Origin of the sequence: Gemmatimonas sp., from assembly GCF_046594945.1 — a bacterium.
Taxonomy (GTDB): domain Bacteria; phylum Gemmatimonadota; class Gemmatimonadetes; order Gemmatimonadales; family Gemmatimonadaceae; genus Gemmatimonas.
The window spans coordinates 65,271-86,963 of the sequence record NZ_JBKJRB010000165.1; the positions used below are offsets into that span (position 1 = coordinate 65,271).

Below are 21,693 nucleotides of genomic sequence, written 5' to 3' on the forward strand. Positions count from 1 at the left end.
TCCTCGAGGTCGAAATCGTCGTCATCGTGCTGATAGCTCATCCGGGCATCCCGCGCATGGTGTCAATGAGGTTGGCAGCGAGATTGTCCACGAGCTCGATCGGATGGACCGCCGATACCGAAATGCGCAAACGCGAGGTTCCTGCCGGCACGGTGGGCGGTCGCACACCACCAAGCAGAAACCCCCGACGGCGCATCTCCGCCACCAGCCGCATCGTACGCATCGGATCGCCGACCATGATCGGAATGATATGCCCGTCGCGCATGCCGGGCGCTTCGCGTCCGGCGGCGCGCAGTCGCTCGCGCAATCGGATCGCGCGCTCGCGCACCGCCTCTCGTCGCCACGACTCCACTTGCACGATCCGCAGCGACTCGAGCGTCGCGGCGGCAATGGCGGCTGGAGCACCGGTGGTGAAAATGAATGACCGTGCGCGACTGGTGAGGTAGTCTACCAGCACCTGCGAACCCGCGACGTACGCGCCCGATGTGCCCATCGCCTTCCCCAGCGTTCCCACGATCACGTCGATCTGTCCAGTCATCCCGAAGTGCTCGACCGACCCCGCGCCCGACGCGCCCAGCACGCCCGTGCCGTGCGCGTCGTCCACATACGTCCACGCGTCGAAACGACGCGCTAGCGGAACGAGTTGATCGAGCGGGAAGAGATCGCCGTCCATGGAGAAGATCCCTTCCACCACGATGAGGGCGCGACGGAATGCCTGTCGGTCGGCCTCGAGCATCGCGGCCAGCGCGTGTATGTCGGCGTGCGGAAACACGCGGATGGTCGCCTTCGACAGCCGGCAGCCATCGATCAGCGAGGCGTGGCTCAGCGCATCCGAATAGATCGCATCGCCGGGACCGACGAGCGCCGGAATTGCACCGATGTTCGCCATATAGCCCGACGGGAACAGGAGCGCGTGCTCGCATCCCTTGAAGCGCGCGAGCGCACGCTCGAGTACTTCGTGAATCGGATGATTCCCCGAGATCAGCCGCGCGGCGCCGGCGCCCACCCCTTCGGCTTGCAATACCGCGTTCGCGGCGCGAGCCAGTCGCGGATCGGCCGCCAGACCGAGATAGTCGTTCGACGCGAAGTCGGCCACGCGCTCGCCGTCGAGCAGCACGGTGCCAACGCGACGCTGATGTACCTGCCGCAGTGTGCGACGAAGTCCGGCGCTCTGCAGCGCCTGTAACTCTTCGTCGAGCGCCGCATCCATGCCGCGGGTTTCGGCGGCGTCCGAAGGCGCCGTGGGATCGACCATGAGGCTGCTCACCGGATGATGAACGTGAGGTGCTTGCTGATGGGATGGGCCGAACAGGCGCCACCAAACGTACCGGGTGGCACGGTGTACTCCGTCTGCTCGCCAGCGGGGATATTGAACATCGCCAACTGGTGCTTGACGGTGTCGTCGTTGACGACGCGAATCGTCCGACGGGACCCACCACCGTGTACGTACACCGTGTCGCTCAGTGGCGCCGTGCGGCCGTCGGCATCGGTCACCATCGCCGCGCCGCCGCGCCTCACGCGGATGAGCGTGTCAGGACGCGGCCAGCTGACCCAGGCCAGGGTCGCGCTCAGTGCAATCACGGCGAAAAGCGCCCCCACGCGCGCGGCCGTCATGGCGTCTTGACCGGTACGGTCACCGCAACGCTCGTGCTGTCGCTGAACTGCAGGCGCAACCGCACGCTGTCTCCTACAGCGAGGACACGCCGCACGTCGATCAGCATTACATGCAGTCCACCCGGCGCCAGTTTCACCACATCGCCGGCCGGAATGCGAAGCGCGGTGCGCGGCATCATGTGCGACATGTCGTCTTGCTGCATCGACTCATGCACCTCGGCCGCACCGGCGTCGGCCGTCATGACGCCGACCAGCGTGATCGGTACGGTGTCGTTGTTGTCGATCTCCATGTACGCGCCGCTCGTGGCGCCGGAGTCGGCGATTCGCGCCCAACTGTGGCGGAGGTCCACCCGCGGCACGGGCGGAGCGGAAACGGTCGTACAGGCAACCAGTACCGCCGCCGAAACGCTGGCCGCAGCCACGAGGATGTAGCGTGCGGCCCGCACAGCACGCGAAGTCATAGCAACCGCTCGAGGTCGGCCGCCAGGGCGTCCCACCCCGATCCAAACGGGTACAGCGCCACCAGCTTGCCGTGCGAATCCACGAGAAAGACCTGTGACGAATGGCTGACCAGATAACCCGTGGCGTTCGTGCCGGGATCCCGGGCCGCGGCGACGCCGAACGCGTCCATCATGCGCGAGGTCGTGCTCGCATCACCGGAGAGACCCTCGAACGAGGCGTCGTACATCCGCGCATACCGCTCGGCAACGGTGGGCGTGTCACGAGCGGGATCGATCGTGACGAAGACGAAGCGCACCGCCTGCGCCTCGTCGCCCAGCCTGACGCGCACCCGCTTCCAGTCGGCGAGCGTGGTCGGGCAGACATCAGGGCAATGCGTGTAGCCAAAGAACAGTACCATCGGCCGCCCGGGGTCGGCTGACGTCGTGACAGTGGAGCCATCGGCCCGCGTGAACGCGAACGTGGGCATCTCACGCGGCGGATCCACCGCGATTCCCTGCAAGTCTCCGCCCAGGTCGCACGCGGCCAGCGAGGCGGCACCCACGAGCAGCGCGCAGGCGCGCACAAGCCAGCGGACTGTCACGCGGCGGCGCACCCCGCACACTGCCCGTACAGCGTCACGTCGTGCGACTCCAAGCGGAAGCCTTCCGGCGTAAGCTCGCGCAGGTCGCCGGGACAGCCATGGATTTCGAACACGCGAGTACAGCTCCGGCAGCGGAAGTGATGATGATGCTCGATGTCCGCCCGCTCGTAGCGCGGTGCTTCGCCGGGCAGTTCCACCGGCACCAGCCATCCGCTGCCCACGAGCGCATTGATCGTGCGGTAGACGGTGGCGATGCCAAGCGTCGCCATCTGCTCCCGACCGGCTTCGAGCACCTCGGTGGGCCCCAACGGTCGGGACGTGACCTCGAAAACCTGCCGGATCGCATCGCGCTGTTTCGTGTTGCGTTCCATCACTCAAATATGACGGGGGACCGAGTGGCGTGCAGGGCTGGCGCGGCGTTGATTTCGCGTTCATGACGTCCGTTACTTCCGAGCGGTCCGGTTGGATTCGGCTCCTGATCGTTGCCGTAGTCGCTCTCGCGGTGGCTCACGCGCTCGATAGCGTCGTGTGGCGCTCGGCGCGATTGTTGACGGTGAATGACAAAGACTGGGGCCGTTTGCTGCGATCGATGGGGTATCTCCCCACGTGGGGCGTGATCGCGCTCGGATACTGGTTGCAGCAACGTGACGTCCCGCGTCGCGCGGTAAACGCGAACGCGTACGCGTACGCACTGGTCCTTGGCCCGGCGCTGGGCGGTGGCATCGCGGAACTCCTGAAGCTCGCGATCCGGCGGCTGCGGCCGAACCCTGACCTGTTCGAATACGTGTTTCGCCCGTTCGCCGACGGGCCACTGTCCAATCGCGGGATGGGAATGCCGAGCAGTCATGTACTGGTTGCGTTCACGGGGGCGGCGGTGATGGCGCAGCTGTATCCACCGGCGCGATGGCTGTGGTACACGCTGGCCGTGGGCTGCGCCGTCACGCGCGTGCTGGCGCTGGGGCATTTCTTGAGCGACACGGTGGCCGCGGCGGCACTGGGCATCATCGTGGGTCGTTGGGTTTGGGGCAGGGCCAATCGCGGAATCGCCACGCCAGCAGTCCTTCTCACTTGATAGCGGCTTCGCAATAGCACTATCTTGTGGGATGTCGCATGGGATGTCGCTTTTACGGTCGATGGTCTGGTCACCCGGCCGCTCGGCGCGTTCACGATGAATCACGCCTTGTTGATCGCCAGCATGGCGGGGTTGGGAACCGGGCCATTGGTCGCCCGCGCCGCCAGGGCTCGGCCGCAGATGTTGGCCTTCATCGACGGCTTTGTGCTGGTCACGATTGGTGGGCTCGTCCTGCTCGACGTGATTCCGCACGCCCTCGAGCACCGCGACCTGTGGGCCGGGCTGTTCATGGTCGCCGGTTTCACGCTGCCGAACCTGGCCGAAAGACTGTTCCGATTCGGCGTACAGCAAACACACACGGCGGTGCTGCTGCTGGCGCTCGTTGGGGTCGCCATCCACTCGGCGCTCGACGGCAGTGCACTCGCGCAGTCCCACGCGAACCCGTCGAGTCTCATCGGCTATGGCGTGGTGCTGCACCAGCTCCCCCTGAGTCTCATGGTGTGGTGGGTCCTCAGCGACCGGCCACGCGCCGTGTCGTGGTTCGTGCTCTCACTGATGGCGCTCACCACGATTGTCGGATACTTCGCGGAGCCGACGATATTTGCGGTGCTTCCCGACCGCGCCGGCGTGTGGTTTGAAGCCGTGGTCGGGGGCTCATTGCTCCACGTCATTGCCCATCCCGCCCATTCGCACGCGCATGATACGGAGCATGACCATGACCATGCTCTCGGCCACGGCCACGGCCACGGCCACGTCCACGACCACGTCCACGACCACGTCCACGACCACCGGGCGCCGAATCCGGTGGATGCGCAACACGACGAAATCCGCCTCGATGCCGAAACGCGCGTTCCCAACGGCATCGGCGCACTGCTTGGCATCGCACTTCTGGTCGTGCTGCACCTCAGTCAAAATGGTCACGGGGACGCGTCGCTGCGCACCGTGTGGACGACGTTTGAAGGATTGGCGCTCGAAAGCGCGCCGGCGTTGCTGGTGGCGTATCTGATGGCGGGTCTCGTGCATGCGTTCGTGGAACCCGGAAAACTGGCCTGGTTGAATCGCGGGTCCGCGTTACGTCAGGGGCTCTCGGGAATGGCGCTGGGATTACCGTTGCCGATCTGCTCGTGCGGCGTGGTGCCGTTGTACGAAGGGCTGGTGAAGCAAGGGGTATCGACGGCCGCCGCCGTGGCGTTTCTGATTGCTACGCCGGAACTCGGAATCGATGCGATCCTGATGTCGGTGCCACTGCTGGGCGCGCCCTTCACCATCGTGCGTGTTGCGGCCGCCGCCGCCGTGGCCCTGATCGTCGCCCTCGTCATGGCGCGCCTGTCGGTGCCGCGTACCGCGGTGCGCTCGCTGCCGGTGGCGGAGCTCTCGGTCCGGCCCTCCCTCGGCCGCCGTCTGCAGACGGCGTTGCGCCGTGGTTTCGCCGATATGGTGGATCACACCGCGCCGTGGATTCTGGTGGGATTGATCGTGGCCGCCTTAGTTGGTCCACTGATGCAGGGTTCGTGGATGACGCGACTTCCCGCTGGAGTGGATGTACTGCTCTTCGCGGCGATCGGTTTGCCACTGTACCTGTGTGCGTCGGCGTCCACGCCACTGGTGGCGGTACTGGTCGCGGCGGGCGTGTCGCCTGGCGCCGGACTCGCGCTGTTGATTACCGGTCCGGCCACCAACATGGCCACGATTGGTATCCTCTCACGCTTGCACGGCACACGCTTCGCCTACGTATTCGCGGCGGTCATGATCGTGGCCGCCATCGGGATCGGCCTGCTGGTGAACGCGGTGCTGCCGTCCGGGTCACGGCCGACGTTGTCGCAAGCCTCACTCGAGACAACCTCGCTGCTCGAGCTGCTCTCAGTGCTCGCGCTCGCCGCGCTCTACGCCGCCTCGGTGTTACGACGGGGCGCCCGCGGATTTTTGGGAGAACTGCGCATGTCGCACGCGTGATGCGCCGAGGGCTGCGCGTATGATTCCGCTGGTGCTGATGGCCGGCTTCCTGGGCGCCGGTAAAACGCGCTTTCTTACCACGCTCATTCCGCAGTTGCTTGCGCGGGGCGTCCGCGTACGAATCGTGCTCAACGACTTCGAGAACGCCAAGATCGATGCGGCACGACTCGGTGAGCTGGACGCGCTGGTCACGCCGCTGAACGGTGAATGCGTCTGCTGCGGCTCGCTTCGCGAGCTGCTGGACACGCTGCAGGCGGTGCCGCACGAGCCGGGCAGCGTCATGCTGATCGAAGCAAACGGCGCCACCGAAACCGACGAACTGCTCGGATATCTCACCACCGACAGCACGCTCATGCACTTCACGCTGCCGTTGCAACTCACCGTGATCGATGCGGCGCGCTGGCAGAAGCGCTGGTGGAACAACCGGCTCGAAGCGGCTCAGACCACGACGGCCACGCATGTGCATCTCAATTGGACCGACAAGCTGTCGCCCGATAAACGTCGCGCTGTGCAGCAGAGCGTGGCGGTGATGAACGCCGGTGCGACCTTTACCACGCCGGCGGAATTCGCCGCCACGCTGCAGTCGCTGGCGGAGTCGGTGCGAGCGACCGAGCGACGTGCTCCGCAGGGCGTCGACCAAGCGCATCGGCATGGCCACCGGCACACGCATCCATTCGGCAGCGTTGCCCTGCCGCTCCCGCGGGTGGTCGAGCGGACACGCTTTATGGCCTTCGTCCAGGCATTGCCGCCGGCCGTCGTGCGAGCCAAAGGACTCGTCCGCTTTGTCGACCAACCGGCCAATATGTTCGTCTGGAATCGCGTGCCGGGGCGCAGGAAAGTGCAGCTCGACGAGTCGTCGCCGCATGCCGACGCCAGCGCGACCGCGCTATTTATCGGGGTTGGCATGTCCGTCGACGATCTCGAGTCGCGGATTGCGATGCTGGCGTCGGCCCACGACTGAATATCAACCATCGGCATTCCTCCGGCCTCTTCGGTGTAGCACATTTGTGCTATCCTATCGTCCCTTTTTGGAGTACCTGCCATGACCCTTCGTATGCTGCTTCGCCCGTCAGTTGTCGTCGCCGTGCTGGCGGCTGGTATTCCTGCACTCGCGTCGGGTGCCATCCTGCGGCATCTCAAGCTCGTGGGATCGTTTCCGGCGGCCGACACGGTGCTGGCTACGGCTCCCGAGAAGCTCACGATTGAGCTGAGTGAAGCGGTCGAACTCACCGGCGCCAAGCTCACGCTGTCCAAAGAGGGCGGGGCACCCGTGGCTCTTGGCGCGTTGCGTCGTGAGCCGACCGCGCTGAAAGTGCTGCGGGCTGACGTCCCCGAAACGCTCGCTAGTGGCGGCTACGTCGTGTCATGGCGCACCATGTCGAAGGACGGACATGTGGTAAAGGGAACGTTCGGGTTCCGCGTCGGCGCCGCGAAGTAAGAGACAGGCAGGTGGAGTTTGCGGCGCCGCTTGCGCGCCTACTGCTGTACGTCGGCGCCACGCTGGCGATCGGGCGCGCGACCCAAGCCTTTTTCGAGTCTGATGTCGACGTCCTCGGCGGGCGGCGCTCGGTACGCGTGGCCCTCTGGTGTGGCGCGATAGCGCTGCTGATCGCACCGCTCCTGTTGTTGCGTCTGCAGCAACAGGCGCTCGAACTGCTTACGGCCGAGCTGCCGGGGCTGTTGCGAGAGACCAACTGGGGACGCGGATGGCTGCAGCTGGCGATTCCCTGCGCGCTGTCGGCGATCCTGCTGCCGCTGCCGAGTACGCGCACCACGTCGTTGCTGCTGCTTATGACCGCGCTCGGGGTGGCGACCGCGATGGGTGGTTTGGGGCACGCGGCCGCCGACGAACAGTGGCCGCTGGCCTCACGTGTGTTCGACGCGATGCACGTCGCGGGCGTGGGCGCGTGGATTGGCGGACTGCTGCTGATGGTGCTGGCGAGCGTGGGTCGTGCCGAACCCAGCGGTTCTGAGTGGCGGGTGTTCAGTCGCACGGCAACGGTCATGGCGCCGGTGGTGATACTGTCCGGGGTCGGCAGTGCATGGCGTCGTGTGGGGACGAGCGGGCCAGCCGAGATGTTGGCGACCGACTACGGGCGCTTGCTGGTGGTCAAGGTTGCGCTCGCCCTGGTGGTGCTGGCCATGGGTGCCACGCAGCGGCAACGGCTGTCGGCGGGGAGTGCGCCCACCCGGAGGGCCGTGGTGTCGGAAGTGTTGATCGCGGCGATTGTGCTCACGGTCACGGCGTGGATGACGGGAATGGAGCCGCCTGGTTCGTAGTTGACACTCGTACACAAAAAAGCCCGCGAGCGTGGCTCGCGGGCTTTTTTACCACATGGCCGAACTTAGCGGTTGTAGCGCTTCTTGAACTTGTCGACGCGACCCTGCGTATCGATGAGGCGCTGCGTCCCGGTGTAGAACGGATGCGAATCGGCGGTGATTTCGAGCAGGATGAGGGGATACTCGTTCCCGTCTTCCATTTTGATCTTCTGCTCGCTCGTCATCGTGGAGCGCGTGATGATCGTCGCGCCCGTGGACGAATCCTTGAACACCACCGAATGGTACGGCGGATGAATGCCTTCCTTCATGGTAACTCCAGCATGCGCCACCATTTCCGGCGGGAGCGCGTTTCAAAATGGGGTCCGATCGACAGGGCGTAGCCCACGCGATGCGGTCGCCTGTTTCGGCGAGCCTGAATTAATGGTCGTTCCGGGGGGCAAGGTCAAGCGGTGCGGAACGTTTAGGCCCCTGTTCCGGCGTAATGAGAGACGAATCTCGATAAAGGAGTCTGCCGCGGCCGACCGGAACGCCGCCGTTGCTGAAACTGGCACGCGAGCGCAGCGTACAGCCCACGGGGGAGTCTGAGTCCTCCTGGAACCTTGGTATACGCACCTCAATCGCCGATCTCATGCAGGAAATCCCCGCCGTTCCCGCGCCGCCGACCGTGCCGACACCACCGCCAGTACCGTATGTGGTGCAATTGCCGAGTGGTCAGGTGACCGGAGCGCCGACCGCGGTATATCAGGGCGCGGTTGCCCAGCGACGCGAGCTGCGGAATCAGCTCGAGCGACTCGAAGAGCAGCGGCAGGGGCTCCGCAACGAATTGCGAAGCGACGGGACCGCCGACAACGCGGCCGACCGAGCGGGCGTCGAGGCGCGCATCAAGGAGCTCGACGGGCGCATTTCGTCGGTCGATCAGCAATTGCAGAGGGCCGACGCCGCGGTGGCGGAGGCGTCCGCGCTTCCCGGTGCGACAGTGGAGCCTCGGCAAGTGCGATCTGGCCCGCCGGACGAGATTATCGCGATCCCGATCGTCTTTACACTGGCCGTCCTCATGCCGTTGGCGATTGCCTACTCCCGTCGCATTTGGAAGCGCGGGGCAACGATCGTGGCTCCGGTGTCGAAGGATGTGACCGATCGTCTCGAGGCGATGGGGCAGGCCGTCGAGTCCATCGCGATCGAGGTCGAGCGCATCGGTGAGGGGCAGCGCTTCCTCACTCGCGTGATGTCCGACAAGGGCAGGAGCCTGGGGGTCGGTGCGGCCGAGCCGATCGCGGTTCCGCAGGTGCACGGTGAGCCCATTGCTGCGCCGCGGTACGAACGGTAAGGGTACGGCGAACGGTCGGCCGTTGGCACGACTTACCAATGCAACCCTTTCCCCCATCCCTCTGTCTTTGAAGCGCACATGCATGCGCATCGAGACATCGACAGTGAGCGGCGGCAGTGTCCATGACTGACACGGAACTGCTTGACCGGCTCAGGACGGGGGACCATACGGCGGAACGGGATTTCTACGACCGCCACGTGGACCGCGTGTATCGACTCATTCTGCGAATGAGCGGACGCCCCGAGCTCGCTCAGGAGTGGACGCAGGACACCTTTGTCCGGGCCTTCAGCCGGATCGAGCAGTTCCGCGGCGACTCCGCGTTGTCGAGCTGGCTGCACACGATCGCGGTCTCGATCACGTTGAACGGTCTGCGTACCTGGAAACGCCGCGATGCCTTCGCGGCACCCTTCGAGGAAGCGACGACCGTGGCGCAGGAGTCGGTAGAGAGTGAACCGGATCTCAAGGTTCGCCTGAAGGCCGCGATCGAGGCCCTTCCCGCCGGCACGCGCGCCGTGTTCGTAATGCACGACGTGGAAGGGTTCACGCACGAGGAGATCGGTGAAGCGCTCGGAGTCGCCATCGGCACCAGCAAGTCACAGCTCTTCCGTGCCAGAGCAAAGCTCCGGGTGGCGCTGGCCGCCTTCGCCCCCCGGCAGCTCGGCAAGGAGTTGGCATGACCGATCGACCACCGCAACACGACCACCGCCCGCCCTCCCGTCGCGATTCCCGTCTCGACGACGAGCCGGACGTGCCGCTCGAGCCTTGGATGCTCGAGATGGCACGCGAGGCGGTGAGCGACTTCGACGCCGAAGTCATTGTGCCGCGCGAGATGATGTGGGCGCGGATCAACCGTGATCGTCGCGCGGCCTCACCCGCCGTAATGCGCGCGCGTCCGTGGGCACGGGTGGCAGCCATTGCCGCCGTGCTCGTTGGCGGCGTCGCCATCGGTCGCTATGTGGTGCCCGTCACCTCGACGGGAGTCGCGTCAACGCCGGTCGCGGCAACCGATGGTGCGCAAAGCTCGAACGATCGTGCCGGCAACGCCGCCGGGCTCGGACCCGATGCCCTCGCCGAGCTGCCGCCATCGAACGAACCGGTGCGTGTGGCGATGGGCGAGCATCTCGCCCGAACAGTGGCGCTGCTTACCACAGTGCGCGACCAGGATCCCGCATTGGGTCCCGGTGCCGATGTCTCAGCATGGGCGCGTGATCTGCTCAGTACCACCCGACTGCTGATCGATGAACCGCAACTGCGCGACGAACGGACGCGCCGCTTGCTACAGGATCTTGAACTCGTGCTCGTGCAGATCATCCAGGCGCGTGGATCGGCGCCGGAGACGCAGCGGGCACCCAAGGAAACTATTCGCGAAACCAATCTCCTCCCGCGGATGCGCGCCCTCGTGACGGCGTCGCGTCCCTTCGAGGAATCGATCAACGGCCTTACCTACGGAGGAGACTGATGTCTCGCATTGTTCGAGTTACCGCGGTCCGCGTGATCGCGGCGCTTTCGATTGGCGTCGGCACGCTGACCGCGCAGGAGCCACCACGTCTGCCGCGGCCCACCCGTGCTCCAGCTGCACCGGCGCCTAGGCCGACACCCCGGCCGACGCCGGCACCCTCGCCGTCCGTTTGGTCGTTGGACGGAGCGTTTCTCGATCCGATGTGGCGGGATGAGGTGGCGCGCGAAGTTTCCCGGGCCGCTCGCATCGGGGCTGACGCGGCGCGCGCCGGTATCGACGCCGCCCGTATGGCGATGACAATTGATGGCGCCGCACTGCGCGCGGACATGGCGGCCCTTGTCCCGCTCGCGGAGCTGTCCGCACTTGCCAGCCTCTCTGAGATGCACGCCCTCGCCGCGGTTGACGGCGTGGTGAATCTCTCGGGTCTATCCACCCTGCGCTCGCGCGGCTATCGAACCGAAGCACCTGAACCGTGGGCGCAGGCCGATCCGGCCGACTCAATCTACCGCGAAGCTCGCAAGGCGCTCTCCAGCGATGCCTATCGCAAGGCGGCCGACTTGTTCAATCAGATCTGGCGCCGGTATCCGACCAGCACGTACACGCCCGATGCCTACTACTGGCAGGCGTTCGCGCTGCAACGCCTCGGTGGCGACCAGAATATCGGCGAGGCACTCGCCACGCTCGAGACGCAGGCACAGAAATTTCCGAAAGCCGCGACGCGTGGTGACGCCGCCGCGCTTCGGGCCCGCATGGAAGGTGTGTTGGCGCGCCGCGGTGATCAGGCCATGGCCACCACGCTCCTGGGGCGCGCCGAGAGTGCAACGCGCGACGGTTGCCCTCGTGCGAACGACGACGAGCGAATCGACGCGCTCAACGCCGTCACGCAAATGGATGCCGACAAGGCGATGCCAATTCTCAAGAAGGTGCTGGCCCGTCGCGAAGCATGCACGCAACAGCTCCGTCGTACCGCCGTCTGGCTGGTGGCGTCGCGCAAGCAGCCTGACGCCGCCGAGATCCTGATGCATGTGGCGAAGACGGATCCCGACAAAGAGGTGCGTGAACAGGCGGTGTTCTGGATGGCCAACGTCCCGACGGACGAAGCAACCGGCATGCTGATCGACCTCGCGCGTCGTGGTGATGATCTCGATCTGCGCAAGCGTGCGGTGTATGCACTGTCGCGGTCGAAGCAGCCGCGCGCCGCGACCACCCTACGTGAGATCGCGCTCGACGAGAATGCCCCGGATGAGCTTCGTAGCGATGCGCTGCAGTGGTACGCGTCGGGACCGGGCAAGGCGAGCGACGACGGATTCGCGTTCCTCAAGGACATGTACGGCAAGTCCGATCGACCACGACTCAAAGAGCGCGTTTTGCAGCAGATCGCGTCGCGTCGCACCGATGAGTCGCGGGAGTTCCTTGTACTCATTGCGACCAATCCTCGCGAATCGATGGATGTCCGCCGCATGGCCGTGTCGGTCATCGGGAACAACTCGATGTGGGCGAACGCGCGCGTGAGTGGCATGCTCACCGGCGTCGGTGCGACCTCGGCCGCCGGTAGCGCGACCGCGGCACTGGCGACAACGGCCGCGCAGTTGACCACGATCTACGACAAGAGCCCGGACGTGGACATTCGTCGGCAGGTGCTCAGTTCGCTCGCGTCGTTGCGTGAGAATGCCGGCATCGACAAGCTGATCGATGTGGCGCGCAACGAAAAGAATCTCGAACTGCGCAAGTCGGCGGTGAGTATGCTCACGCGCACCAAAGACCCGCGAGCACTGGCGCTGCTGCAGGAGATCATCGACCGATGAAAACGGCGGCGAACGGCATTGCGCTTTCTCTCACGCTCGTGCTTGCGTCGTCGCTCACGGCCTCGCCTGCTCGGGCCCAGTCACTCGGCTCCCGCATCGATGCGGTGCGCGATGGCCGAGTGCGAATGACCTTCGCCGCCCGAACCGGGGTCTGTGGAAACGGCAATAGCTGGTATCGCTCACGCGACGGCGGACGTGCTGGGCAGTTCAACGGCATGTGGAACGGCGGCCACGACGTCGATAATACGTGCGAGCACGGACCGGTCCGTGTGGTGGTGGTGCGCGAAGGTGGTGATACGAAGGAGATCCGCACGTACGTCGGGGGACGGTGGCGCGCTGACACGGGTAGCACGGACCTTGGCGCTGTGTCCGCCGTGACCGCAGGCGGCTGGCTGCTGCAGCAGGCGGAGCGCGGCGCTGTACGTCCCGCTCACGGGGCGCTGACCGCAGCCGCGCTCGCAGACTCGGTCAACCCGGCTACCACGCTGCTGCGCATCGCGAAGGACGACTCGCGTAGTCAGGATATGAAGTCGAGCGCGGTGAACTGGCTTGGCGAAGTGGTCGGTGATCGCGTGTCGTCGTCACTCGATTCGATCGCCTACGAACCGGGTGACCGCGAACTCCGGCGCACGGCGATCAATGCGATCAGCCGACGTCCGGCCGACGAAGCGGTCCCGGCATTGATCAAAATGGCCGAGTCACTGCCGGACAAAGAACTGCGGCGCGCGGCCGTGCAGGCACTGGCACGAAACAAGGATCCCCGCGCGATGGCGTGGATCGAGAGGCGAGTAGGAACACCGTAGGCGTACCGTTGCAGTGCAAGTGATTCGCAACTCGTGCATTGCCGTGGAATGCTCGCTGCGACTGCAAGTCTGCTTCGCAACGCTCGATTGTAACGATGTGTGGTATAGCTCGTTAGTGTCACGCGCGATGGCGCACGACTTGAGGTGAGGGGGCGCACCAATCGAACGCGATTGTGTTTGCTGTCGTCTCTCCACCCTCGGAGTCTGCACATGGCTCGCACGTTCAGAAGTATTCGACGCTTGGCTATCGTCGTGGCCAGCTCTCTCGCCAGCCAACTGTTGCCGATGAACTCGGCAATGGCTCAGGCGAGCACGGTCAACTTCAACGCTTTGACGGAAAGTACCGCGGGATCGGGGACGCGATTCCTCTCCAACTGCTACATGGAGAATGGTTTCGTATTCACGGCGGTCGGTATTCCGTGTACGGGCGCCGCGGCGCAAGAAGCATTCATTGCCGGCAACGCCAACAGCCCGACGTTCTCAGGGATGTCGGGAACGTTCGGAATCACACTCAACTCGGCGACAGCGTCGTTCATCGACATCACCCGGTCCAACGGCACGGCGTTTACACCTCTCTCCATCATGCTGGCACCGTTCGACTTTGCCGGAACGATGGTGACGTTCACGGGCGTCGCGATGGGCGGCGGTAGTGTCACGCAAGCGATGACCTCGCTCCTCGCCTCATCGGGTTTTCAAACGGTCACCTTCGGTTCTCAGTTTGCCAACGTGACCTCGCTGCGTATCGGGTCCGGCAACGAGTTTCAAGAGCCGTACGTGCGCATCGACAACTTCAACGTCGTGCCTGAACCCGCCACGGTCGTGCTGCTTGCTGCCGGCCTCGCCGGACTCGTTGCCGTTCGCTTTCGCCGGAGAAACGTCGTATGAGCAAGACTGACCACGGAGTCGCGCCAGCCGATGTCGCGGTGAATATGCAACGAGCGGTCGCGAACGATCCACAACACAACACTCGCCGTGATTTCCTGCGTGCGGCTGGTCTGACCGGCGCTGCGCTCGCGCTCGCTGGTTGCACCAACGACGCCATGCTCTTCGCGCCCGCTGGCCCGTCACGAGCCGTCGTCGGTACCGACGGGAGTATCACGTTGAACTTCGCGTTGGATATCGACGTGCTCAACTACGCCTATGCGCTCGAGCAGCTTGAGGCGGCGTTCTACGTGAACGTCGTGACCAATGCGGCGTTCGCCTCGATCTTCGCCGCCAACGAGCAGCGCGTGCTGCGCGACGTGCGCGATCACGAAGTGGTGCATCGCGACTTCCTGGCGGCCGCGCTTGGTAGCGCGCGCATCCCCAACCTGACGCCGAATTTCAGCGGCGTGAACTTCGCCAGCCGCTCGAGCGTGTTGACGACTGCGCGCACGTTCGAGGACCTGGGTGTCAGCGCCTACAATGGCGCCGCCCGGTATCTCACCAACACCGATTTCCTCGTCGTGGCTGGGAAGATCGTCTCGGTGGAAGCGCGTCACGCGGCCGCCATTCGCGATCTCCTGAACAACCGCAGCGGCGACTTCGCACCGTCGGCGTTCGACGACGCCAACACGCCGAATACGGTGCTCGCGGCTGCGGACCCGTTCATCGTCGAAAGCATCACCGCCATCAACACCTAGGAGCCCAACACATGTCCAACACGTCAGATTCTCCGGCGCTCCTGGCCGCCATCGACCCGAGCATCGCGGACCGGCTCGTGTCTCGACGGCGAGCTATCGCACAGGGCGCATCAGCGTCCGGCATGGTGATGGCCGGACTGCGGCTCGCCTCGGTGCCAACGGCGCTGGCAGCACTCTCGACCGAAGCATTCGGACAGGGTCGTCTTCCAGCCGCCGTGACCGGGGTGCTCAGCTTCGCGCTCACGCTCGAGTACCTCGAGTCCGAGTTCTACAATATCGGCATGGCAACGGCGGGGCTCATCCCAGCAGCCGATCGCATGATATTTGAAACCATTCAGGCGCACGAGAACGCACACGTCGCGTATCTGAAGAACGCACTGGGTACGCGGGCGCGACCGAAGCCGACGTTCGATTTTACTGCGGGCAATGGCAGCGGGACCGGGCCCTACGCCGGTGTATTCTCCAACTACGCGACGTTCATGGCCGTGGCGCAGGCGTTCGAAGACACGGGCGTGCGGGCGTACAAAGGGCAGGCGCCCACCCTGCAGCCGTATAAGGACGTCTTGCAGGCGGCGCTCACAATTCACTCCGTCGAGGCACGTCATGCCGCCGAAGTGCGCCGGCTGCGCGGCAACTTTGCCGACAACGAGCCCAACCAAGGGTGGATCACGAACAACCTCACGGATATTCCGGGCACCGCGGCCGTGTACGCCGGTGACGATAATACCGTGCACCTCGGCATCAACGCCGCAACCGTGTCGCCCAGCGTCGCCGTGAAAGAGGTCACTGAGGCGTTCGACGAGCCGCTCACCATGGCGCAGGTACTCGCCATCGTCGATCCGTTCATCGTATAGCCGGTACGTCTGAATCGGCAGGCAGTGTCCAACAGGAATGTCGGACAGTGCCTGCCGGTACATGGCGGATGCATCGCGGGAGCGGTGTCGCCTCACCTCAATCATCTCATTCACTGGAGCGCACGTTGTTATCGAAGCCGAACCGTCCTCATCACCGTCGCCCAGCACACCGCTGTTCGCGTTCACTTCTTGTTGCGTCCGCGGTGGTACTCGTTGCCGGCTGCAGTGACAACAACGCAAATGTCGATTCGACCTCGGCCGCCAGCGCGGCGATGGGCGCAGGGGACAGCATGATGACCATGACTGCGCCCGGTGAGCCCGCGCTTGCCGAGCCGCAGATGCAGTCCGTGCTCGACCAACTGGCGTCGATGGGAGGAAAGCCCATGGAGACGCTCACGCCGACGGAGGCGCGGCAGCAGCCGACGCCTGCAGCCGCCGCAACCATGGTCGCGGCGAAGGCTGGCAAGGACACCACGCCCACGGCACTCGTTCCCGGTGTCTCGTCGGTCGATCGCACGATCCCGGGGCCGGCAGGCCCGCTTCCGGTGCGGATCTACATGCCCGAAGGCGCCGGACCGTTTCCGGTGGTCGTTTACTATCACGGCGGCGGATGGGTCATTGCGAACAAGCAGGTGTACGACGGTGGCGCGCGCAGCCTGGCCAAGTTCGCGAGCGCGGTCGTGATATCGGTGGACTACCGACTCGCCCCGGAGCACAAGTTTCCGGCGCAACACGACGACGCGCTGGCGACGTATCGCTGGGCTACCCAGAACGCGGCGTCGATCAAGGGCGACCCCGCGCGTCTGGCGCTCGCCGGCGAAAGCGCCGGCGGCAATCTCGCCGTCGCGACCGCCATTGCGGCGCGAGATGCCGGACTCCCGATGCCCAAGGCTGTGATCAGCGTCTATCCCATCGCACAGCCCGATACCACCACCGCGTCGTATGTCGAGTACGCGACTGCCAAGCCGCTGAACCGTGCGATGATGGGGTGGTTCGCGAAGCATACGGCACGCACCCCGGCGGATCTGCAGGACCCCCGCATCAACTTGGTAAAAGCCAACCTCACGGGCCTGCCGCCAGTGACGATCATCAACGCGCAGATCGATCCGCTGCGCGACGATGGTGCCATGCTGGAGGCGGCGCTCAAGGCGGCCAACGTTTCGGTCGAGCGCAAGCTGTATGCTGGCGTGGCTCACGAATTCTTCGGCATGGGTGCCGTGATCGACAAGGCGAAGGACGCCGAGCAGTACGCGGGCGATCGACTGAAGGCGGCGTTGGGTAAATAGGTCGGCGCGTGGCCGGGGTTCGGGTCGGAGCTTCCGGCTCCCTAGGCAGTTGCACGCACCGGGGCCATTTTACCGCACCTCCAACCCGCCCCACATGCCCCACGTCCGCCTTCTTGCCGCGGCGCTCGCCTTCAGCGCTTCTGCTCTCTCCTCCCAAGCCCCCGCCGAGCCGGCGCGGGTGCGCTGGGAACGCCAGTGTCAGATCCGCAAGGACAAGTTCGACAACATCCTTCCACGTGCGATGCGCGAGCACGGGGTCGACATGTGGATCGTGATGCAAAAGGAGAATCAGTTTGATCCCATGTACGAGGATCTTGGGCGCGGCTACGTGGGCAGCGTCGGGTACTACATCTTCACCGACCGCGGTGGTGATCGCATCGAGCGAGCGGCGATCGGCGTGAGCGGCTACCTACTGGAGCAGTGCAAGGTGTACGACATCGTGCGTGGATTCGCGCCGCTCAAAGCATTCATTGCCGAGCGCAATCCCAAAAGAATCGCGCTGAACATGTCTGAGGAAGTCGGTGCCGCCGACGGGCTGTCGAAGACGTCCTACGATCGGCTGGTGAAGGAGATTGGTCCGGAGTTCGCGTCTCGGGTCGTCTCGGCGGAGAAAGTGGTGAGCGACTATCGCTCGGGCTTTACGGCATCACAGATCGTAGCGCTGGGCGAGGCCGGTGAGATCTCACGTCGCATCGCCCAGCGGGCGTTGAGCAACGAGGTGATCACGCCTGGCGTGACGACGCTGGAAGAGGTGGCGTGGTGGATGATGGATCAGCTGCAGCAACGCGCACTGGGTTCATCGTTCGATATGCCGTCGGTGTACATCACCGGCCCGAAGGGCATCGAGGCCACAAGCACGGATCGCATTATTCAACGAGGCGACCTGCTCGTCATCGACTGGGGCGTCGGGTACTTGAACGTGTGGACCGACGTCAAGCGCATGGCGTATGTGCTGAAGCCCGGCGAGACCGCGGTGCCAAAGGGGATTCAAACGGCCTTCGACAACGCGCTGCGTGTCCGCGACGTCATTCGTCGCACCATTCGGCCAGGCCCGACCGCCGGTGACATGGTCGAGCAGCTCAAGACGGAAATTGTGAAAGCGGGCTTCCGTATGCAGGGTGCGTTCAACGAAGTCACGAACGACAATCAGGTCGAAGTCATGTTCGGATGCCACTCCGTGGGCGACCGCGGCCACGGCGCCGGACCGTCGATCGCGTGGTTCAATCCTCGGCAGATGACGTTCGCGATCAAGCCATACAACCCGTTCTCGATTGAACTGTTCGCCTGGACCCCCAACCCCGATTGGGGTGGTGCGAAGGTGCGCATTCCGCTCGAAGACGACGCCATTGTCACCGAGCGCGGTGTGGAGTGGCTGTACCCGGTGAATGAGCGGGTGTGGGTCATCAAGTAGACCGTTGACTGCGATTACCGCTACCCGCTGTACTCCCCGTTCAACTCCAGCGCCCACGTCACCGGCATGTTCGGGTCCAGCGAGTCACGCACCGAGCAGTACTTCGTGACGGCCAGTTCGATCGCACGTTCGGCGTGCACGCGTTCCACGCCGACGCCGATGATATGAAATATGAGATGGATCCTGGTGATGCGACTAGGCGTGCCCGCAAAGCGCTCGCCATTCACGTCGATCGACAGCGCGCTCATCGGCGTACGGCGCTTGGTCAGAATGTCGACGACGTCCACGCCGGTGCATCCGGCTAAGGCGCAGAGCAGCGTGTCGATCGGTGACGGGCCGTGATGGCCGCTGGAATCCATCGTGATCGAGGGCCCGCCAGACTGCCGCACGCCCTCGAACATATGATCGCCAGTCCATGTGACTTGTACCGTGGCTGGTGGCTTGCCGACGACCCGCATCGCGGTCGTATCCTTCAGTTGTTCTTCGCTCATTACGGCGCTCCTCCCTGGCGAATGGGTGTGCGGACGGCGTTGCCCCACTCCGTCCACGACCCGTCATAGTTGCGAACCTTCGCGAAACCCAGCAGGTACGTCAGCACGAACCACGTGTGCGAGGAACGCTCGCCGATGCGACAGTAGGTGACGACGTCGTCGGCGGGCGCGAGACCGAGCTCGCTCTCGTAAATCGCGCGCAACTCGATGGCCGACTTGAATGAACCGTCCGCCGCCGCCGCGCGAGCCCACGGCATACTCCGCGCGCCGGGAATGTGTCCACCACGCAAGGTCCCTTCCTGCGGATAGTCGGGCATGTGCAGCTTCTCGCCGGTGTACTCCTGCGGTGAGCGCACGTCCACCATCGGCTTACCGGCCGCCATGTGTGCGCGCGCGTCATCGATGAAGGCCCGGATCGACCCATCGTTGCGCTCGCGCGCCGTGTACGCGGTGGGTGGAAACGACGGCACGCTGGTCGTGGTGGGCCGTTCTTCGGCCAGCCATTTCGCACGACCGCCATCGAGCACCACGGCGTTGTCGAAGCCGAACAGCTGGAACACCCAGAACGCGTACGTCGCCCACCAGTTGTTCTTGTCGCCGTAGAACACGACCGTCGTGGTGTCATCGATGCCCTTCGCGCGCAGCAGCGACTCGAAGGCCGCCCGCGCGATGTAATCACGTTCGACCTGATCATTGAGGTCGATATGCCAGTCCAACTTCTGCGCGCCGGGAATGTGCTCCACGCCGTACAGGAGCACGTCCTCGTTGCACTCGAGCAGGCGCAGCGACGGGTGATCGAGGTGTGCTGCCAGCCAATCGGTGCTGACAAGGCGATCCGGGTGCGCATAGCCCTTCGCGGCGATACGAGGATCCGGGGTGTCGGGCAGTGCAGAAATTGGGGACATACATGGACGCTAGCGACTTTCTGCCGGGGTTGCGAGGGGCGGCCGCGGCCCGCCGCCCGGGCTACATTCCGGCATGCTCACCGTGATCGGAACCGCTATTGCGTATCGATTGTTCGATGTGGGATACGCCATCGACCTCGAGCGAGCGCTCGCCCTGTTGTCGGCCAGCGCCCCGGAGCGTGTCCGCCCGGCCCGCGGCGAGGGGCAAGCTCTGCAGATCAGCAATCCGCCCATTACGGTGTGGCTCGGCAGCGACGTGCTTCCCGTGGACGGCACTGCGCACGACGTCGAGCTGTCGGCGCGGATCTTCGACTTCGGGGTCGTGTCCCTCCGCGTGCGGGTCCGACCGTCGGCGTCCTGCTCCTGGGAACAGTTCACGGCGTTCGGACAGCGACTCGAGCACCACCCGGGCATTCGCGCGCTCGTGCAGGAACAGCTGCCGCTCCTCTGTGAGCGCATGCGCCCCGCCATCGAGCGGCCGGCGGTGGCCGGTGTTCACGAGGATTACACCGTCTTTCGCATCACGCAGATCACCGACGACCACGGCAACCCACCGTCGGCGGCGGCGCTCGCCTCGCTCGATGTCGTCCCACTCCTGCTGAACGAAACGCGGCCGCTCAGCGTGGAAGCGAAACGTGAATTACTGCCGCACCGGTTCACGTACTATGGCGACGACCTCGCGCTGTTGACGTGGGAGAACGCGCTCGTGGTCGAGCCCCGCGAGGAAGACACCGACGTGGAGTACATTCTCGAGTTCGCGAATGCGCAGCTGCTCGAACTCCGCTACTACGACGCCCAGCTCGACGCGGAACTCCCGCGGCTCTACGACGCGATCGAAGCGGCACGCGCCCGTCGATCGGTCTTTCCCGGCCGCCGGTTCGCCGCGCTGCTGTCCCGGCTGCAGGCGCAGGTGGCCGACTCCACGGAACTGGTCGAGCGGGTGGAGAACGCGCTCAAAGTCACCGACGATGTGTATCTGGCGCGTGTGTATTCCGCGACCCTTGAGTTATTTCGGGGCCGTGCCTGGCGGGCCGGAATCGATCGCAAGCTCGCGATCCTTCGTGAGACGTACTCCATGTTGAACAGCGAGGCCCAAGCCCTCCGGAGCGAGACACTGGAAATCGCCATTGTGGTCCTGATCGTCGGCGAGATCGTCATGGCGTTCCTGCGGGGATAGCGGGCACGGAATCGCGCCGGCCGCGCGATTTACTCGCGTCTGGCCTGGCTGCTGCAGCGCGAACGACTGCTCTTTGGCGCCACCTCGGGTAAAGCGCAGCGAGGCACCGTGCCTGGGCGTGTGCGCCGACGGTGCCATCGTGGTGGGGAATCCGGAAGGCGTGTGGTACGCCGGAGTTACCCTGGAATTGCTGGAACGCATTGTGCTCGAGCACTTGAATGAAGCACGCACAGTCGAGGAAGCGGTGTTCCATCGATTACAGCGCAGTTACGGAGTACGGGATGGGGAGTAGGACAACGAGCTCGACTCCCTACCCCCGACTCAGCACTTCTAGCGCCGCCACTCGCTTCTCCGTGGGCGGATGGGTGCTGAACAGCTTCTTTGCGCCTCGCAGGCTGAACGCCGCCAGTGGATTCACGATCGCCAGTGGGGCCGCACTGGGCGACACCTGCATTGGAATGCGCCGCGCGCCAAGCTCCAGCTTGGTCAGCGCGCTGGCCAACGACAGCGGACGGCCGCTGATCTCGGCGCCCACCGCATCGGCTTTGAATTCACGCTGGCGGCTGATCGCGAACTGAATCAGCATCGCCGC

26 protein-coding genes are annotated in these 21,693 nt (G+C 64.9%); 17 read left to right on the top strand and 9 right to left on the bottom strand.

Annotation, left to right across the window (positions count from 1 at the left end; genetic code table 11):
• Window positions 1–37: 37 nt before the first annotated feature.
• From bioF to ACLL97_RS19955, 5 genes are read right to left on the bottom strand one after another with little or no spacing between them, the layout of a single operon-like run.
• On the bottom strand, window positions 38–1,267 hold the full coding sequence (gene bioF / locus ACLL97_RS19935; RefSeq protein ID WP_411282233.1) for an 8-amino-7-oxononanoate synthase: 1,230 nt from the start codon (window positions 1,265–1,267) through the stop codon (window positions 38–40).
• On the bottom strand, window positions 1,264–1,614 hold the full coding sequence (locus ACLL97_RS19940) for a hypothetical protein (RefSeq protein ID WP_411282234.1): 351 nt from the start codon (window positions 1,612–1,614) through the stop codon (window positions 1,264–1,266). Before ACLL97_RS19940 ends, bioF begins: the two co-directional genes overlap by 4 nt.
• Window positions 1,611–2,075, bottom strand: a complete 465-nt coding sequence (locus tag ACLL97_RS19945) for a copper chaperone PCu(A)C (RefSeq protein WP_411282235.1) — start codon at window positions 2,073–2,075, stop codon at window positions 1,611–1,613. Before ACLL97_RS19945 ends, ACLL97_RS19940 begins: the two co-directional genes overlap by 4 nt.
• Window positions 2,072–2,656 carry an SCO family protein gene (locus ACLL97_RS19950; RefSeq protein WP_411282236.1) on the bottom strand — a complete coding sequence of 195 codons (585 nt, stop codon included), beginning with the start codon at window positions 2,654–2,656 and terminating at the stop codon, window positions 2,072–2,074. The genes ACLL97_RS19945 and ACLL97_RS19950 overlap by 4 nt, the downstream gene beginning before the upstream one ends.
• Window positions 2,653–3,027, bottom strand: a complete 375-nt coding sequence (locus tag ACLL97_RS19955; protein ID WP_411282237.1) for a Fur family transcriptional regulator — start codon at window positions 3,025–3,027, stop codon at window positions 2,653–2,655. The genes ACLL97_RS19950 and ACLL97_RS19955 overlap by 4 nt, the downstream gene beginning before the upstream one ends.
• A 62-nt stretch (window positions 3,028–3,089) precedes the next feature.
• On the opposite strand from ACLL97_RS19955, the gene ACLL97_RS19960 reads away from it, so the two are divergent.
• The 5 genes from ACLL97_RS19960 (at window position 3,090) to ACLL97_RS19980 (ending at window position 7,961) form a co-directional block, all read left to right on the top strand.
• A complete protein-coding gene (locus ACLL97_RS19960) occupies window positions 3,090–3,728 on the top strand; it encodes a phosphatase PAP2 family protein (RefSeq protein ID WP_411282238.1) in 639 nt (212 codons plus the stop codon).
• A gap of 96 nt (window positions 3,729–3,824) precedes the next feature.
• Window positions 3,825–5,681, top strand: coding sequence for a permease (locus ACLL97_RS19965; protein ID WP_411282239.1), 1,857 nt, complete (start codon window positions 3,825–3,827; stop codon window positions 5,679–5,681).
• Window positions 5,682–5,700: 19 nt separating this feature from the next.
• The gene (locus ACLL97_RS19970; protein WP_411282240.1) at window positions 5,701–6,642 is read left to right on the top strand and encodes a CobW family GTP-binding protein; all 942 of its coding nucleotides are present in this window, start codon (window positions 5,701–5,703) and stop codon (window positions 6,640–6,642) included.
• 81 nt (window positions 6,643–6,723) lie between these two features.
• Window positions 6,724–7,119, top strand: coding sequence for a copper resistance protein CopC (locus ACLL97_RS19975; RefSeq protein WP_411282241.1), 396 nt, complete (start codon window positions 6,724–6,726; stop codon window positions 7,117–7,119).
• 11 nt (window positions 7,120–7,130) lie between these two features.
• A complete protein-coding gene (locus ACLL97_RS19980; RefSeq protein ID WP_411282242.1) occupies window positions 7,131–7,961 on the top strand; it encodes a copper resistance D family protein in 831 nt (276 codons plus the stop codon).
• A gap of 65 nt (window positions 7,962–8,026) precedes the next feature.
• Here the strand turns inward: ACLL97_RS19980 and ACLL97_RS19985 are convergent, their stop codons facing one another.
• Window positions 8,027–8,269 (bottom strand): type B 50S ribosomal protein L31, encoded by a 243-nt coding sequence (locus ACLL97_RS19985; protein ID WP_171227402.1) that lies wholly within the window; start codon window positions 8,267–8,269, stop codon window positions 8,027–8,029.
• 320 nt (window positions 8,270–8,589) lie between these two features.
• On the opposite strand from ACLL97_RS19985, the gene ACLL97_RS19990 reads away from it, so the two are divergent.
• From ACLL97_RS19990 to ACLL97_RS20035, 10 genes are all read left to right on the top strand, one after another.
• Window positions 8,590–9,288, top strand: a complete 699-nt coding sequence (locus ACLL97_RS19990) for a hypothetical protein (RefSeq protein WP_411282243.1) — start codon at window positions 8,590–8,592, stop codon at window positions 9,286–9,288.
• Between the two features lie 122 nt (window positions 9,289–9,410).
• A complete protein-coding gene (locus tag ACLL97_RS19995) occupies window positions 9,411–9,965 on the top strand; it encodes an RNA polymerase sigma factor (protein ID WP_411282244.1) in 555 nt (184 codons plus the stop codon).
• Window positions 9,962–10,747, top strand: a complete 786-nt coding sequence (locus tag ACLL97_RS20000; protein ID WP_411282245.1) for a hypothetical protein — start codon at window positions 9,962–9,964, stop codon at window positions 10,745–10,747. The genes ACLL97_RS19995 and ACLL97_RS20000 overlap by 4 nt, the downstream gene beginning before the upstream one ends.
• Window positions 10,747–12,552: a HEAT repeat domain-containing protein gene (locus ACLL97_RS20005; RefSeq protein WP_411282246.1), complete on the top strand. Its 1,806-nt coding sequence runs from the start codon at window positions 10,747–10,749 to the stop codon at window positions 12,550–12,552. Before ACLL97_RS20000 ends, ACLL97_RS20005 begins: the two co-directional genes overlap by 1 nt.
• Window positions 12,549–13,355: a HEAT repeat domain-containing protein gene (locus tag ACLL97_RS20010; protein ID WP_411282247.1), complete on the top strand. Its 807-nt coding sequence runs from the start codon at window positions 12,549–12,551 to the stop codon at window positions 13,353–13,355. Before ACLL97_RS20005 ends, ACLL97_RS20010 begins: the two co-directional genes overlap by 4 nt.
• Window positions 13,356–13,565: 210 nt before the next feature.
• Window positions 13,566–14,240, top strand: a complete 675-nt coding sequence (locus ACLL97_RS20015; protein ID WP_411282248.1) for a PEP-CTERM sorting domain-containing protein — start codon at window positions 13,566–13,568, stop codon at window positions 14,238–14,240.
• Window positions 14,237–14,977, top strand: coding sequence for a ferritin-like domain-containing protein (locus ACLL97_RS20020; RefSeq protein ID WP_411282249.1), 741 nt, complete (start codon window positions 14,237–14,239; stop codon window positions 14,975–14,977). The genes ACLL97_RS20015 and ACLL97_RS20020 overlap by 4 nt, the downstream gene beginning before the upstream one ends.
• 11 nt (window positions 14,978–14,988) lie before the next feature.
• On the top strand, window positions 14,989–15,831 hold the full coding sequence (locus tag ACLL97_RS20025; protein WP_411282250.1) for a ferritin-like domain-containing protein: 843 nt from the start codon (window positions 14,989–14,991) through the stop codon (window positions 15,829–15,831).
• Between the two features lie 299 nt (window positions 15,832–16,130).
• Window positions 16,131–17,117 carry an alpha/beta hydrolase gene (locus ACLL97_RS20030; RefSeq protein WP_411282251.1) on the top strand — a complete coding sequence of 329 codons (987 nt, stop codon included), beginning with the start codon at window positions 16,131–16,133 and terminating at the stop codon, window positions 17,115–17,117.
• 94 nt (window positions 17,118–17,211) lie between these two features.
• Window positions 17,212–18,528, top strand: coding sequence for a M24 family metallopeptidase (locus tag ACLL97_RS20035; RefSeq protein WP_411282252.1), 1,317 nt, complete (start codon window positions 17,212–17,214; stop codon window positions 18,526–18,528).
• Between the two features lie 20 nt (window positions 18,529–18,548).
• Here the strand turns inward: ACLL97_RS20035 and ACLL97_RS20040 are convergent, their stop codons facing one another.
• Both ACLL97_RS20040 and ACLL97_RS20045 read right to left on the bottom strand, forming a co-directional pair.
• Window positions 18,549–19,019 (bottom strand): OsmC family protein, encoded by a 471-nt coding sequence (locus ACLL97_RS20040; RefSeq protein ID WP_411282253.1) that lies wholly within the window; start codon window positions 19,017–19,019, stop codon window positions 18,549–18,551.
• The gene (locus tag ACLL97_RS20045) at window positions 19,019–19,924 is read right to left on the bottom strand and encodes a sulfurtransferase (RefSeq protein WP_411282254.1); all 906 of its coding nucleotides are present in this window, start codon (window positions 19,922–19,924) and stop codon (window positions 19,019–19,021) included. Before ACLL97_RS20045 ends, ACLL97_RS20040 begins: the two co-directional genes overlap by 1 nt.
• A gap of 73 nt (window positions 19,925–19,997) precedes the next feature.
• On the opposite strand from ACLL97_RS20045, the gene ACLL97_RS20050 reads away from it, so the two are divergent.
• Both ACLL97_RS20050 and ACLL97_RS20055 read left to right on the top strand, forming a co-directional pair.
• Window positions 19,998–21,101: a hypothetical protein gene (locus ACLL97_RS20050; RefSeq protein WP_411282255.1), complete on the top strand. Its 1,104-nt coding sequence runs from the start codon at window positions 19,998–20,000 to the stop codon at window positions 21,099–21,101.
• Window positions 21,102–21,174: 73 nt separating this feature from the next.
• On the top strand, window positions 21,175–21,393 hold the full coding sequence (locus ACLL97_RS20055; RefSeq protein WP_411282256.1) for a (2Fe-2S) ferredoxin domain-containing protein: 219 nt from the start codon (window positions 21,175–21,177) through the stop codon (window positions 21,391–21,393).
• Between the two features lie 18 nt (window positions 21,394–21,411).
• Here the strand turns inward: ACLL97_RS20055 and ACLL97_RS20060 are convergent.
• Window positions 21,412–21,693 (bottom strand): M48 family metalloprotease (locus ACLL97_RS20060; RefSeq protein ID WP_411282257.1); only part of this gene is annotated, 282 nt, incomplete at its 5' end.